Origin of the sequence: Actinosynnema pretiosum, assembly GCF_024171695.1 — a bacterium.
Classification (GTDB): Bacteria; Actinomycetota; Actinomycetes; order Mycobacteriales; family Pseudonocardiaceae; genus Actinosynnema; species Actinosynnema pretiosum.
This window is the reverse complement of record NZ_JAMTCF010000014.1, coordinates 73,011-87,070: the sequence shown is the minus strand read 5'-3', so window position 1 is coordinate 87,070 and position 14,060 is coordinate 73,011. Positions and strand designations below refer to the sequence as shown.

Sequence of the window (14,060 nt, the reverse complement as noted above, 5' to 3'; positions counted from 1 at the left end):
CGGGGAGGTGCGGCACCAGGGCGGTGCCGACTGGACCGATCTCAGGCCGGGTTCTCTTCGGGTCCTGCGGCGGATGGTGCCGGCGGGGTGTACTCGTTGGTCTGCAACGTCTCTGCCAACGCGGTGTAGTCGCTCTCGTCCGAGTGCAGTGAAAGCGCGGTCAGGAACTCACCGAACACCTCAATCCGTTCTCTACCCAGGTGTTCGGTCGCGTGGAACAGCTGCACTGCGGTAACCCGCATGTATCTACCGTTGAGGCACTCGTAGTTCCCACCCCATGCCTGGAGCGCGCGGCGCAGGGTATCGAGGTCTAGGAACTGCGCGTGCTCGGCCAGCGCTTTCCCGGCTTTGCCGCCGACGAACCCGCTGGTCGCCTTCTGCAGTGTGGCAAGCACCACCGGCACGAAGTAGCGGGCCGGTCGCAGGATGGCCGCCGACATCTTTAGATGGGTGTCGAGCAGGTTGAACCTGTTCTCCAGTTCGGGAAGCTGCTCACGTGCCTGCTCACTGCCGACCAGCGAGAGCAATGAGAGCAACTCGAACATCGCCCTGGTGACCTGGTCCCCAGGCCGGATCTTGTGCACGCCCTGGTTGGCCACCAGTGCCTTGAGGTACTCGTGCTGATCCCCCTGCAGGCTGTCCCAGAAGAAGTCCCCGTCGCCCAGACGGATCAACGTCCGCAGTTTCTGCTCCGCGTCGAGTCCGGCGAACCTGTCCATGACCTTGGCCACCGCCTCGCGGACCGCCGCCCGGTCGCGTGAGGCGAAAAGCACCAGAATCTTGGCCATCCGGTCGGCGCACTCGATGTCCGGCAGCCGTCCTTCGGCAGGCAGTTCGAGCAGGGCGTGCTTGGCGGCTAATTTGATCAATCCCAACCGGCCCTTGGAACGAATCCGGTCGTGGAAGGAGGCCAGGATGTGTTCCCTGGACAGGACGAAGTGCGGGTCGCAGACGTAGGCGAGGAACCTGTCGCGCAGGCGGGAGTCCCCCAAAGGGGGATGGTTCAGCAGCAGGGTCAGTGCGGTGACCAGGTGGGCGCGGGCGTTCTCCTCGCCGGGTTCATAGGGCTCGTCGCTGCTGTTCAGGGAGGTGTGCACACACAGGTTACGGTCCTCGCGGATACGGTTGAGCCCGCGCTCGCCGATCCGGTCGAGCAGTTCGAACTTCACCGCCGTCTCCAGCAGGCCCTGCTCGATTTTCTGCATGGCGACGACTCCGTCTTTGGTCAGCCCGGACTGCTGGACCCGGCGTAAATTCTCACGGAACTTCTGCGCTTCTGAGTCGCCTTCCTCTGCCAGCCACACGATCTTGCCGATGATGTCGTCGTTCACCGCCGTCCACGTCGAGATGACGGCCGCCCGGTGGACCCCGGCCTGGTAGCAACGCCAGGCGTCCCGGGTCAGCTTCCGGACCTGCGGGTTGGGCACTTGGTCGATCAAGCTCTCAACATCGCGCACGTCCACCATCCTGCCCGGCGCACACTTCGGTGGGCAGAGCGCCGGTGTGCAGGGCGTCAAGGTTCACCCGCGCGTACATGCGCGTCGTCGACGAGGTCACCGGGCCCCTGGTCCTGGTCACCACCACCCGCCGCGACTCAGTGGCGGCCGAGCAGGAGTCGCGACAGTTCGGCGTAGCCCGCGCCACAGGCCACCGGCAGCGTCGTCACCATCAGGATCGGCAACAGCTGCCGTGCGCGGCGGAACCGCTGGTCGTCCAGCAGTTAGCGCCGTTCGAGACCGTATTCACCGTGAATACCGATGAAAAACCCAGTTCACGGCGTCGCATGGGAGGCTGCGGGCAGCGGTGAGCCGTTTCCGGTTCCAGGGCGCCTTTGGAACCGCTGCGCGGCGTCCAGCGGGTCAGGTGGCCGTCGTGGTCGCCGGTGTGGACGTGCCCGACCACGAAGTGCAGCGGCCCGGTCAGGGCCGTGAACTGCTCCGGGGTGAGCAGGTCCCAGGCCAGCACCGCCTGGACGGCCTCGTTGGCCGCGTCCCCGACCGCATCCCCGCTGCGGGACCGGGTGGCGAACACGGGGTTGTCAGTGACCGTCGTGTACGCGAACTCGCGGGCGGTGCCCAAGGCGCTGGCCCTCCCTCCCGCCACCGCCGCCTCCCAGGCGATGTGAACGGGGTTGCGCTGGTCCGACCAGGGAATCGCCCACGGTGCGTCCGGGGCGCTCCAGTGCCGTTTGTGCTTGGCCAGGCTCTTGGCCCAGGACGCGTTCCCGGCCAGCTCCGCGGCGCTGTTCGCGCGCTCCCGCGTCCTGTCCCTGGCGGCCCGGAGCGTGGCGGTGGCCTCGTCCAGCAGCCTGTCCCAGGTCTCGTCGCTGGTGGACCGGTCGGTGGCCAGGGCCGCTTCCACGATGTCGCGTAACTCGAGCGGCAAGTACTCCCACTCCCGCGCCCAGCGTGCGTCGCCGGCCGTGCGGGCCGCGCCATTGGCCAGGCGGCGGGCCTTCACGGCCGCCTCCCGGTGGGGAGCGAGCGCGTGCCACGCGCTGGCGACGTAGGTGAAGTCGGCGTCGGTCATGTCGGCCAGCCGGTCGCACAGGGCCAGCACGTGCTGGCCCTGCGGGCCCAGCGCCAGGTGCGCGGGCATCTCGCGCACCACCCGCAGCGCTGGCACACGCCGCTGGTAAGGGCCGGCGAAGTCGTACGGGCCGGCGGGAGCGGGGACGACCTCGCCGACCGGGACGACCTGCAACACCCGGCACGGCCGCGTCGGCGCGCCCTCCGTCGCGCCCGGCGCGGTCGCCACCACCAGGTACCCCGCCCCGGGACCGGGACCGGGACCGGGACCGGGGCCGGGGCCGGTCGCGGCGGGGGCGGGGCGCACCACCTCCCCGGTGGCCAGCGCGGTGCCGTAGTCGATCGTCCCGGTCGGCACGTCCAGGCCGTCGGGGCGCGCCGTGACGTAGTAGGAGGTCTCCGACGCCTGCGGTTCGGGGGGTAACCGGGGCCGGAACGCGATCATCGCCCGGTCCAGGTACTCGTCTTGGGCGCGCACCAGCCGGGCGGCCTCCTCGGGGAAGTCCAGCGGCGCGAAGCCCGCCGGGCCGCCGTCGGCGGGTTGGTGCGCCCGAGGGGACAGGTAGTGCCACCCCGCGCCACGAGCTGCTTGTCGCCCCGGCCCGGCCCGCAGACGTCCGGGACGGTGAACCCGGCGAAGTTGCTGGTGAAACCGGCCTCCCGCGCCCCGTTCAGGACCTCGGCCAGCTTCTGGCAAGAGGTGATCAGCCGCTGTTGCAGCGGGCGCAGATCGTCGAGCTGCCACGTGGGTTCGAGGGAGCGCAGGAAATGGTCGGGGAGTGGCCGCCACAGCCCGTTCATCTCACTGACGACGGAACGCACGTCCCAGTAGCCGGCGTTCACCAGGCGGAAGATCCGGGTCTGCTCGCGCTTGTTCACCAGCGGCCTCCTTCGGTGTCGGGTCGGTCGTCGACCGAGCCTCGGACGCGCCCGTCCCGGCGGCGTCGCCACGTCGCGGCACCGCCCGCCCCTTTTCCGGGGCCTGGCGGACAGCGGGGAATGGCGTGTCCGGGTCGTGCCGATGCCCCCGCGTGTGCGGGGATGTCGTCCGCCGCCCGCCCACGGGGTGCGAACCACCAAGCCGGACCACTCCCGCCCAGGCGGGAAACCCACGCTAGCGACGCGCCGCCCGCCGCAGGTCCTCGCGGGCCCGGACCAGCACCCCCAGGGCGTCCGTCAGGATCAGGCGCCGCTGCTCGAAGGCGTGGTGGACGCTGGCGTCGGCGAGGACGTCGAGCAGGGTGTCGTCGGTGTCGGCGGTCACCGCCGCCGCCAGCCGCTCGGGGGTCCACCACTGCCGCGCGGGCAGCAGCGCGCCCGGCACGAACCCCTCGGCGATCATCCGGACGATCTCGTCCTCGGCCGCCTCGGCGTCGAGCAGCACCCGCTCCCCGTCGCCGGTGGCGCCGGCGACCACCCGCTGCGCCACCGGCGCCAGCCGCTCCAGCAGGGTGTTGACCGGGATCGGGTGCGCCGGTCCCGGCAGCGGGTAGCGGCGCACCGCACCGACCGCCCCTACCTCCCCGGCGACGGCGGTGATTGTCATCGCCGTCGGCGAGAGCTCCACGTGGCACGGCGCGGGCTCGTCCCGCCCGGCGTCCAGGCGCACCAGGGCGTCCGGGCGGTCGCGCTCCAGCCACACCGCCCGCACCCGTCCCGGCGTCGGGACCGGTGGCCGCGGGTAGGTCAGGGGCCGCCCGCCGTCCACCGCGAACTGCGCCGCCTGGCAGCCGAGTCCGGCCCGCTCCGCGTCCAGAGCGGCCACCTGCTCGACGGTCAGCGCCCGCACCCCGGCGATCGCGGCGATGATCCTGGCCGACACCAGCACGCCCGCCAGCGCCCGGTCCTCGATCAGGCACTCGTGCAGGGGCACCCCGGCCCACCGCCAGCGCAGGTACTCGGCCTGTCCGGCGAACTCGCGTTCGGCCGCCTCGGTCGTGCCGCCTGCCCGCGCGGCCCTGCGGGCGTGGCCCAGGATCTCAGTGCGCAGGTCCGCGACCGCGTCCCGGCGGTACTGGGCGCGACTGGGCTCGCTCCAGGACTGCTCCACCCGCCGCAGCAGCCCGAGCAGGCGCTCCCGCTCACGCACGACGGCCTGCTCGGCGGCTTGCGCGTCCCGCAGTGCCCGCTCGTCGGTGAGTCAGAAAAACTACTTGAAGCCGTGAAGGTCTATCAGGCTGGCGCTGCCAGGGGCGACGGCGCGGCGCTGCATAACTTTCATGTCCTGACGGCTTGCCTGGGCCGACTGGCACAGGAACAGGAGGCGTCCCGGCGCTCTGCTCGGGCCGAGCCGGAGTAGCCAGCCCGGAGCGCTTTCTTCAGGTGGCAAGGGCCTGTCGATGTCGTCCGCCGCATGTCCGGGCAGCCCTTCCCGCAGCAAGTTCCGACTCGGCCCCTGCGGACCTCAGCGCACCCAAGCGGTGGTGTTCCGGAAACTCGGGCTGTTCGGCCAAACCGGTTCCGTAACCGCAGCATCCGCTCTCTGACACGGTGGTAGAGCAGGGATTCTGCTCGACCTGCGGCTCATCACGTTGTGCGGCTGCATCTCCGGCTCGGTCATTGTGGCGGAGCTTCTGTCCGGGGCGCGGTCTGGTGGCGGACGACGTCGTCCCAGGTCCTGTGCAGCGGAGGCCAGTTGTCTCCGGCTTCCAGGGCGCTGTCGGGGAGGCGGCCTTGGACGAGGGCAAGTCGGATGCCGATGTGGTCGGCGCCGAACTGCGCCAGCCAACCCGCGCAGGCCAGGTCGTTGTCCGTGCCCGGTTCTCCCTTGTGGCAGCCGAACAGCGGATCGCCGGGCATCGGCTGCCTGCCGGTCTTCAGGTCGCGCACAGTACTGGTCAGGTCCGCCCACCGCTCGGCGCTAAACTTCGCCTTGGGGTTGTTGCTGTTGTCGGCGCGGATCGGGCACGGACCGCAGGGGAACTCTCGGTGCGGCATCAGGTGCCCTCCGGCGGACGGAGTTGCGTCGCATCGCTCAGCATCGATCGTCATGGCAGTAAGCCCTCTCTTCGAAGTGAAACCCTCTTATTGATCATCGGTGTCCTCGATGGGCGAGCTGGCGTGTCACCTGGGCCAGCTTAGGCAGTCCGGCTTCGTGGAGTGTGGTTGCCAACTCGTTGGCGGTGAGGACGTCGTCGGCGAGCCGGGCTTCGATCTGGCGAGTCGGCGCGGGTTCCGCTGGCCGGTTGTGTCGGTTCACGCGTCGCTGTGCCGGTGACGACGCAGGGCCGGGCTGCCACCGTCGACGGCATGATCATCCCCGCCACCGTCAGCGCGCTGCCGACCCAGTGCGTCGTCAACGACGAGCCCTTGCTGGTGGTGATCTGGACGGTATGCGCGACCGAGGGCAGCCGGAGCATCACGCCGAACGTCCACCACAGTGACTTGGTCAGGTAGGTGATGTGGATGTTCTGCCCGTGCACGTGTGCTAGCTCGTGCAGCACCACCGCGTCGAACCGGGCCAGGTAGGTGCTGAACAGGCGCAGCAGTCCCGCGTCCACGGCGACGCACGGCCGTCGGAACGCGGCGAACGCCAACGCGTCCCCCTGCTGCCGCGCTCCCAATAAGGAGAGCAGGCGCACCCGCGGGCCCGCCTGTTCGCCCAGTTCCCGTATAGGTGCTCGGCCGGTTCGTTGCTCTCGCGCAGTGGGATCGGGCCCTGTCTCGCAGGAATGCCTGGCTGGTGGCGTCGAAGAACAACGACTTCTCCAAGGCCGGGGTGCGCGCCGCGTTCTCGGACATCGAACGGGTCAACCCGTCGGCGGCCGTGCACTCTCCCTCTGCCAGCGGTGCGCCAGTACACCAGTGAGGACGCGGGCAGCGGTGCCGGGTAGACCGCAGGGGCCGAAAGCACACGATGTGGTGACGTCGTGAACCGTGCCAGCTACTGGCCCGTCGATACCGGTATCCGGGAGCGGTGCTGTTTGCGCGGTGATGGATTCTCCGCACCAAGCACCTGGGACTAATACCGCCACCCAGGCGACAGACACTGCCGCTAGTATGCTCCGCCGGGCGACGGGCACCGTCGAGTCTAGTTGGCCTGGTCAACTTCGACACCCGAAAGTCGGGCCTGAGGCCCGAGGACTGGCATGAGTCGGACAACAGGAGTCGATCACACGGCGATATTTTACTATGCCGACCGGCCCGGTCATCGAAATCGCACGGCTGTTTGTTACCGGCATGAGGTGACCCGATGTGGTGCATCAAGGGGGACGGGTGCTCGGCAGAGTCGACCAGTGGCACGTTCCTTCCTGGATTGTTGTGGTGTTTTTCATCCGCGTCACCGCTAGTAGTGTCTAATGCAGGAGTGCGACAGCCTACGAGCAAGCAAACGGCGGAGTTGGGGGAACACGCGGTCAAGGGCATGTTCCTGACCCTGGGCTGGGGAACCGCCAGCGCCCCGGAACACGATGTGGGCACCGACCTGTGGGTTATGGTGCGCGCCGAGTTGTTCGACCTCGGACTGATGCTGGGCGCCCAGGTCAAGACCGGTCCCAGCTACTTCAGCGAGCCTGAGTGCGACGAGGCCGGGGAGATCGTCGGCTGGTGGTTCCGCGACAGCGACCGCAGGCACGTCGACTACTGGCTCACGCACGTGCTGCCGCACCTGCTTGTTTTGCACGACCTGGACACGGGTGTCTCCTATTGGGTCCAGGTCACCGAGGAGGCGGTGGTGTCCACCGGCAAGGGGGCGAAGATCCTCGTGCCCCGTGCCAGCACCCTCGATCTAGAGCACCGCGACGCCCTGCGCACGGTGGCGGCCACCGTGCGCCGGCCCGCACGATGGGAGGGCAGCGCCTGGTCCGGTGCCGCATCGATCCTGCCGCGGGATCTGCTGCGGTACGCGCTGATCACCCCTCGTCTGGTCGCTCCGCACCGCAACGCGGGCCCGGCCGAGCCGATCGGTCCGGCGCAGGCCGTGGCCTTGATCGTGGAAGCGCGCCAGCATGAACTTGAAGGGTTCATCAGGCGCCATCCGGAGGTTCCGGACTTCGGGAAGATGGCGGACTCCCCGGAGTGGGGGTGGCGGTTCGCCGCCGCCGTGGACGCTCACGTACGGGGCGGTGGCTGGGAGGCCCTGATCGCCTGCATCGGTACCGCGGCCACGCCGTACGAACGGTCGGCCGCCGCGGCCGCCGCTGCGGCGGCGCTTGTGGAACGGGCCCAGCCCGAGCGGGCTCTGCGTGTGCTGGACGAGGCGCTGGCCCATGACGACAACGCGCCGGTCGACCGGGCTTGGCTGACCGTGCAGCGCGCCAGGGCCAGGCTTGAGCTGGGGAGCCAGGACCAGGCGCGTGAGGACGCGGTCAGCGTCCAGAGCATCGGCGTGGGCAACAGCGAGGACGTGACGGCGACGGCGATCGCCGGTGCGGCCACCCAGATGGTGTTCAGACTCGCGGACTGGAGCGGCAAGGACGTCGCGGGGGTGATCAGCGGCTTGGACACCTTCTCGGTGTGGTGGCGGTCCCAGCGCGTCTCGTCCGGGGCGGCCGCCGTGATCGACCGCGAGTTCACCGCGTGGAGTCGTGACCGGTCCCTGACCTTCCATGCCGAGGACGTGCCGCACAACCGTCTGCTGGCCGCTGCCCTGATGGCAAGCCATGCCGGTGACCATTCGGCCTGGCGGCTGCACGCGAGCCAGAACGCCAGGCAGCAACTGCTGCAGGTGGAGCACACCACCGATCCGGACCGGGTGGGCGAACTGCTCGACATCCTGCGGTTCGCCGGTGACGACAAGACCCTCGGCCTGGCCGCCAGGAGACTGGTCACCGACGGGCCGGCCCAGGCCGTCAGCGCCGCTGCGGCGCGGATCGACTTCGCGGCTTTGACCCACACCACCTCGCTGGCCTCGTTGATGCTGCTGCGGCGCGGTGGCGACGTGCTGGACGGTGACACGGCTTCCCGGGCTGTGCGCTGGTTGCTGCGGACCATGGCCGCTCCCAGGGACCCCTCCGCCGCAGCGCTCCTGGGGGTATCGGCGGACAAGCTGGTCGACGCGCTCGCCGGTGTCGTGCCCGCCGCCCCGCTCGCGGACCAGCAGGCCGTCCTGGAGCAGGTCGTGTCCCTGCCCCCTCAACACGACGCCTTCATGGTCGGCTCCTGTGTGCGGCTGGTCCGCGCGCTGCCGGTCTCCGTGTGGACCGGGGAGTCGGCCGCGCGTGCCACCGCGGGTGCGGCTGGACACGACGAGGAGTTGCGTCTGGCGTTGTTGTCCGCCGCCGCGCCGCTGGACGAGGCCGCCGGGGAGCAGTTGCTCACCGAGATCAGGCAGAAGCAGTCCCTGGATGCGCTGGTTGCCCTGAACCCCGGAGCAGGGCTGCCGGATGAGGTGGCAGCAGAGCTGATCGGCATGTCCGCCCGCCGAGTGCTCGGTGTGGTAGGTGACGCCGCCCCGAACAGCTTCATCGAGTATGTGCATGATGTCGGTCGGATTCTGGCGGTGCTGAACCTGAAGTACCCGGCCTTCGCCGACTGGGAGCCGATCTACGCACTGCTCGCCGAACCGTTGGTGGTCGCCAAATACAAGGCGGGAACCTGCTTCGTCCTGGCGGGCAACATCAGCCGACTATCCGAGGAGGTCCGGGGCCGCCTGGCAGGCATTGTGGGGATGTTGCTCGACCAGCCCGCCAACCCGATGGAGCAGATGCTGGGCAAGCCCGACCTTCTAGGCCCGGCGGCCCGGCTGGCCACCGCTCTGGGACAGCACTTCGAGGTTCCCGCTAACTTGGGCTTCCGCCTGCTGAGCGGCACTACCGAGCATCGGGTGTGGGCCGCCCTTCTCGCCGAGATTCTCTCTCCCTCCACGGCGGTGGGGATGTTGGCGGCGCTCGCCCAGGACATCGAACCCCAGGTCCGTGCCCACGCGGCTGCCGCGCTGACACGGCTGGCGGCCTCGGGGGCCAGTGATCCCTTGATCGAGGACGTTCTACGGTGCTGCCTGGCCGACAGCGGGACCTTCGTTCATCGGGCGATGGCCGACGCGCTGGCCGGTGCCTCCCCCGACACTGCCGCGCTTGAGGAGGTCAGGCGGGAGTTGGCCGAGAGCAGGTCGGCCGAGGTACGGGCCATGATCAGTTCGGGCTGACAGCCGGACCGTTTCCACCTCTGCGTGTCAAGATCGACAATCCTCAGGATTGCACAGCGGAGGGAAACGGACTCGCGCCCGTGGCGCAGACACGTCGTCAATCCGAGGACAATCGACGTCAATGCAGAAAATAAACGGAAATTCCTATGAGTGTCGAAGATCCATTCAGTTTCATCCCCTCGGGGAAACGGTGGTGGAGTAGCGGTTACTCGTCGTTGCCGGACTGTCCGCGACAGGTCGCGGACCGGCTCACTGGTGCACGTCGGCTGGGGCTGTTGGCTTCCGAGGCACCGTCGGGTGGCCAGGTGGCGCACCGTTGGTGGGTGCGTTACCTGGGCCCGTCGGGGGAGCCCGTGCGTGTCCTGGTGGACGTGCGGCCTGAATACCTCTCCCCGGTGTCGGGGCGGTGGCAGGTGTCGGTGCTCGCCGTCCCGGTAGCCGGTGGGAGTTGGCACAGTTTCATCCACGGTTCGCCGCACGCCGCGTGCCGCCTGGACGTGCTCGATCTTGTCGATGTCGTCACCGGCCTGCGGTTCGGCGTGGTCAACGAGTTACAAGCCGATCAGGTCGAGAGCCTGCTCGACGCGGTGAAGTCGGATCGTGCCGTCACTCCGGTGCTCTTCGCGGCCAAGATGTCGAAGGTGGCGCCGTTCTTGAGGATCGGGCAGCTCGCGGGCGCGGTGAACGCGACCTCGGGCTCGCTGATCACGGCGGCCGTGCACGGCGAGGCCCTGCGCAGGCTCAACGAGTCGTTGCCGAGTGATTCCCGGCTTGCCACGGGGAACGTGCGGTCGCTGCATGTCGGCGCCACCGGGTTGTTCGCCAGCACCAGTGCCCGGATCACCTCCGGGAACGCCGACAAGGCCGCGTTCCTGCTGGCCACCTGTCAGCAGGTGCGTGCGGCCCAACTGGAGGTCTGCCTCCGCCCCGCGTGTGAACGCGGCCTGCTGGAGGAGATGACCCTCCTGCTGCACACCCCTCCGGTCGACGCCGCAGTCGAGGAGAGGGTGCTGGGCCAGGACGCGCGGTACGCGGCGGCGGGTGAGGCGTTCACGAGGGCGGTGGATCTCGTCCGGGAGGAGTCCACGGCCGGTGCCCGTCAGGAGATCGAGCGCCTGGCCAGGGACAACCACCGTGTGGTGACGCAGTACGAGCGGGAACGCGACCGTGTCGACGGGTTGACCCGTCAGGTGCAGGTGCGCGACGAGACGATCGCGCGTCTGCGGGCCGAGCTAGACAACCTGACGCGACGGCGCGCGTTCCTGGTACGCGCGCTCGCGAGCACCCGCACTCGACACCCCGGCTCCTCCTCGGAGCACTTCGACTCCGTGGAGCAGATGCGTCGACAGTTGCTGCGGCGCGCCGAACAGGCCGAGGCCGGTCGCGACGAAGCCTACGCCGCGATGGACACGCTGGGCGCCGAACTCGACGACGCGCTGCGCCGCGCCGCGCACCTGGCCGCGCGTGCGCGCGACGACAGCGGCACCGCGCCCGTAGCGTCCGAGTCGCAACCGGTGTTCAACTCGTGGTCAGAGCTGCTGGCGGCCGGGCGGCGGCTGCCCCGCTTGTGGCTGGCTCCGACTTTGGGGCGGACCACGGCCAGGCTGGAGGCACGGCCTTCCTGGTTGCAACGCACCTGGTCCACGATGGTGGCGCTGCACGACTACGCTGAGGCCAAGGCGGCAGGCGCGACGGGGAACTTCCACACCTACCTGTCCCACCCCGGAACACCGGGGCGACGCATCGCCCGCTCGTCTTACTCGCCCGCCGAGCCCGAGAGCGTGCTGGTCAACACCGCCTGGCGAACGGAGCGGCTGTTCCCGGTGCCGGAAACCGTCGACGCCAGCGGGGCGGTGTTGATGGTCGAACACGTGCGCATCGGCAACGGTCCACCACACCCGCGGCTCTACTTCCTCGACAACACCTGCAGGCCCGGCTCCTCGGAGGGGCGGATCCTCGTCGGGTACCTCGGCGGGCACCTGCGCAACTCCCTGTCCTGACCTCTGTGGTCGAGCAGCAACGACCTACGCCTTCAGCAGGGGCATGTCCAGGGGCGGTTCATGAGGTGCGGCGCGCGGCCGCACGCGGTGAACGTGATGGTTCATGGGGAGCACCGGATCAGGCACCGCTTTCCCTCCGACCCCGCTGGCCAAACCAGGTCGGTGGTCTTCAGGTTTCTAGTCCAAGCCGTGGACGCAGCGGGCGAGGTCGTGGACCTTGGCGGCCTGACGGTGCAGGGCCCGCTGGTACTCGACCGCCTCCTCGCTGTCGTCGGCCATCAATCGTGCGCCCAGGCCGATGATGTGCGCGCTGCTCAAGCAGGCCACGTCGAGCGTGAGCCCGAGCATCTCCGGACTGAGTTCGTTGGTCGCCGTGGGTCCGCGGAAGCGGAGGCTGTGCAGGTGTCCCAGGGTGGTGCTGTGAGTAATCTGGCTGAGCAGCGAGTAGGCCACTTCGAGCCATCCCGGCTCCGGGTAGGGCGCCCCCATCTGCCGGAGCATCCCGTCGATCCCCGGCAGCTTCTTGGCACCTTTGGCGATCTCATCCTGGGGTGTGATGACGTGGACATTGTCGGGCATGGCGAAGATACGTTCCGCGTCGGCCCTGCGCAGGCCGCTGCCAGTGAGGGTGTCGATGGTTTTCCTGCGTCGGGCGCGGGAGTCGTCGAAGTACTGCTTTGCTCGTGCGGCGAACACCTCGGGGCCGTCGCCGGTCGAGTAGCGCCAGGTGATACGGGCGGCTTCCTCCATGAGCATCCGCGCGGCGAAGGGGGCGATCATCTCCGAGCCGGGTTTGTCGTAGGTCTCGGTCACCGCTTGGAGGTTGGAGTGGCCTCCGTAGTAGGTCAGTGCGATGTGCAGAGCCGGCTGCTCGGAGTCCTGCGCTCTGGTGAACCACCGGCTTCCGGTCAGATTGTGGTACTCCTCGACGGCGGCGCTCATCGCGTGGACGGAGTTGACGTCGGGTAGCAGTTCACCGGTGTCGAGCACGACACCGGGACGCAGCAGTGGGAGAGGCTTCTTCGTGCCCTTTCCCTTGTTCTTGGTCTGCGGGACAGGGCGCTTCTCGGTGTCCAGGTTGTGGATCGGGGTGGCCGCTGCAGTGACGTCCGCAGTCAGCTCGACAGCACGTTCCAGGAACGGCTCTCTGGGCACGTCGGCGGGCCAGGCTTGCGGCAGGGACGCAGCGGTGCCGAGCAGCACGGCGACTGTTCCCGCAGCGGCCACCTGCATGAACAGGGCTTCGTGGTCCGCGCGCAGGTCGCATCCCGCCACCCCGTCTTGGGCCAGGCTGCTCAACATGCCCAGGTGATTACCGTGTCCAGCGTGAGCCAGGACCATCACGGCACCGCGCAGGCCCGACATGTCCAGCAGCGTGCGTGTCCTGCGCAGCAGTTTGGCGTGGTCCGCCTCAGCGTCAGTCGCGCCCTGGGCTGCTGTGCGGTAAGCGAGGAAGTCGTCGATCAGTTCGCGCTCGCCCGGTATCTCCGGCGCGTCCATCCAGCTCAGCGATCGACCGGTCAGGTCGGCGACATCCGGCAGCGGCATCAGCCAGCGGGTCAGGTTGCCCACGCTGGTCTTAGTCTGTTCGATCCTGATGCACAGGCGGTTGCGTTCGTCGCGCAGTTCGCCCAACAGGGCACGACGCCGGTCGGGATCATCTCCGACCCACAGCCACCGCAGCCCGTCGTGGAACAGGTTGCGGGCGATCGCCCCGAGCACCGTGCCGCCGAAACCGGCTCCGATCATCGACTCGGCGCAGGCGTAACGCTGTCGGGCCAACAGGAATGCCACTCCGGCAAGGAAACGGTCGCCGGAGACTTCCAGGTCGTAGTCGACGGGCAGGCTGTCCAGGTGCAGACGCAAGGCGCGCGTGGCCGTGCGCAGCCTCAGGGACGCAGGGGTGGCCGTGCGTCCGTCGGGCCGCCTGTCCAGGGAGAACTCCTCATCGCTCTCGCTCATCCGGTCTCTGCTCCGTTCCCGTTCACTTGCGGACCTTCAGGCACACGTTGTGGCATCGTGCCTGCTGTCCTGCTCGGTGGCGACCCGAACTCGGCGGCGTCATCGCGGTCCTACCGGGGGTGGGCTGACGCCGAGCGCCTTTCCCGGAGGACGCCGGGTTGCCTGTCGGCAGGTTGGGGTGGCTGGTGGTCAGCCTGATCGCCCATGCTGGCGGCTCCGTCTCGTCTTTCCCCGGCGTTCCCAGCGGGTGCCAACCGTGTCGGGCGGTGGGGGGAGGTGTCTGTAGAGGTCGCTTCGACGTTCACGGCGGCGGTACCCGACTGGTTTTCCAAGCCCTCCGGGCTCGTCCTGTCACTCGCACTTAGCCTGTGAACACGCAACCGTCCGACAAGCAGCTAAGAGCACAGGGGGGTGTTCGCCCGTCGGGAGATCGCCGACCGGGTAGGTTGTGGGCCGGTCCCCGGCCGGTGCGGGCGTGCTCCCCAG

The 14,060-nt window shown here is 69.1% G+C and carries 10 protein-coding genes; 3 read left to right on the top strand and 7 right to left on the bottom strand.

The genetic code is table 11. The features are described from left to right. Positions 1 to 41: 41 nt before the first annotated feature. From LV78_RS26880 to LV78_RS26855, 6 genes are all read right to left on the bottom strand, one after another. Positions 42 to 1,457 (bottom strand): hypothetical protein, encoded by a 1,416-nt coding sequence (locus LV78_RS26880; protein ID WP_253848431.1) that lies wholly within the window; start codon positions 1,455 to 1,457, stop codon positions 42 to 44. Positions 1,458 to 1,668: 211 nt separating this feature from the next. Then, positions 1,669 to 3,006: a hypothetical protein gene (locus LV78_RS26875; protein WP_253848430.1), complete on the bottom strand. Its 1,338-nt coding sequence runs from the start codon at positions 3,004 to 3,006 to the stop codon at positions 1,669 to 1,671. Then, positions 2,970 to 3,407 (bottom strand): hypothetical protein, encoded by a 438-nt coding sequence (locus tag LV78_RS26870; RefSeq protein WP_253848429.1) that lies wholly within the window; start codon positions 3,405 to 3,407, stop codon positions 2,970 to 2,972. The genes LV78_RS26875 and LV78_RS26870 overlap by 37 nt, the downstream gene beginning before the upstream one ends. A gap of 235 nt (positions 3,408 to 3,642) precedes the next feature. Further along, positions 3,643 to 4,617 (bottom strand): hypothetical protein, encoded by a 975-nt coding sequence (locus LV78_RS26865; protein ID WP_253848428.1) that lies wholly within the window; start codon positions 4,615 to 4,617, stop codon positions 3,643 to 3,645. Between the two features lie 467 nt (positions 4,618 to 5,084). Continuing rightward, positions 5,085 to 5,465 carry a DUF6283 family protein gene (locus LV78_RS26860; protein ID WP_253848427.1) on the bottom strand — a complete coding sequence of 127 codons (381 nt, stop codon included), beginning with the start codon at positions 5,463 to 5,465 and terminating at the stop codon, positions 5,085 to 5,087. Between the two features lie 140 nt (positions 5,466 to 5,605). Continuing rightward, positions 5,606 to 6,109 carry a M48 family metalloprotease gene (locus LV78_RS26855; protein WP_253848426.1) on the bottom strand — a complete coding sequence of 168 codons (504 nt, stop codon included), beginning with the start codon at positions 6,107 to 6,109 and terminating at the stop codon, positions 5,606 to 5,608. Positions 6,110 to 6,210: 101 nt separating this feature from the next. Between LV78_RS26855 and LV78_RS41035 the strand changes: the two genes are divergently transcribed. From LV78_RS41035 to LV78_RS26845, 3 genes are all read left to right on the top strand, one after another. Continuing rightward, a complete protein-coding gene (locus tag LV78_RS41035) occupies positions 6,211 to 6,336 on the top strand; it encodes a hypothetical protein (RefSeq protein ID WP_301307426.1) in 126 nt (41 codons plus the stop codon). A 384-nt stretch (positions 6,337 to 6,720) separates the two neighbouring features. After that, positions 6,721 to 9,612 carry a DUF4365 domain-containing protein gene (locus LV78_RS26850; RefSeq protein WP_301307425.1) on the top strand — a complete coding sequence of 964 codons (2,892 nt, stop codon included), beginning with the start codon at positions 6,721 to 6,723 and terminating at the stop codon, positions 9,610 to 9,612. A gap of 413 nt (positions 9,613 to 10,025) precedes the next feature. Beyond that, the gene (locus LV78_RS26845) at positions 10,026 to 11,612 is read left to right on the top strand and encodes a hypothetical protein (RefSeq protein WP_253848424.1); all 1,587 of its coding nucleotides are present in this window, start codon (positions 10,026 to 10,028) and stop codon (positions 11,610 to 11,612) included. A gap of 177 nt (positions 11,613 to 11,789) precedes the next feature. Here LV78_RS26845 and LV78_RS26840 read toward each other — a convergent pair whose 3' ends face one another. Then, on the bottom strand, positions 11,790 to 13,574 hold the full coding sequence (locus LV78_RS26840; protein ID WP_253848423.1) for a hypothetical protein: 1,785 nt from the start codon (positions 13,572 to 13,574) through the stop codon (positions 11,790 to 11,792). Between the last annotated feature and the right edge of the window lie 486 nt (positions 13,575 to 14,060).

Excerpts from the sequence above, each read along its gene's own strand:
- LV78_RS26860 (WP_253848427.1), bottom strand. The coding sequence starts at position 5,465 with ATGCCGCACCGAGAGTTCCCCTGCGGTCCGTGCCCGATCCGCGCCGAC.
- LV78_RS26850 (WP_301307425.1), top strand. The coding sequence starts at position 6,721 with ATGTGGTGCATCAAGGGGGACGGGTGCTCGGCAGAGTCGACCAGTGGC.
- LV78_RS26840 (WP_253848423.1), bottom strand. The coding sequence starts at position 13,574 with ATGAGCGAGAGCGATGAGGAGTTCTCCCTGGACAGGCGGCCCGACGGA.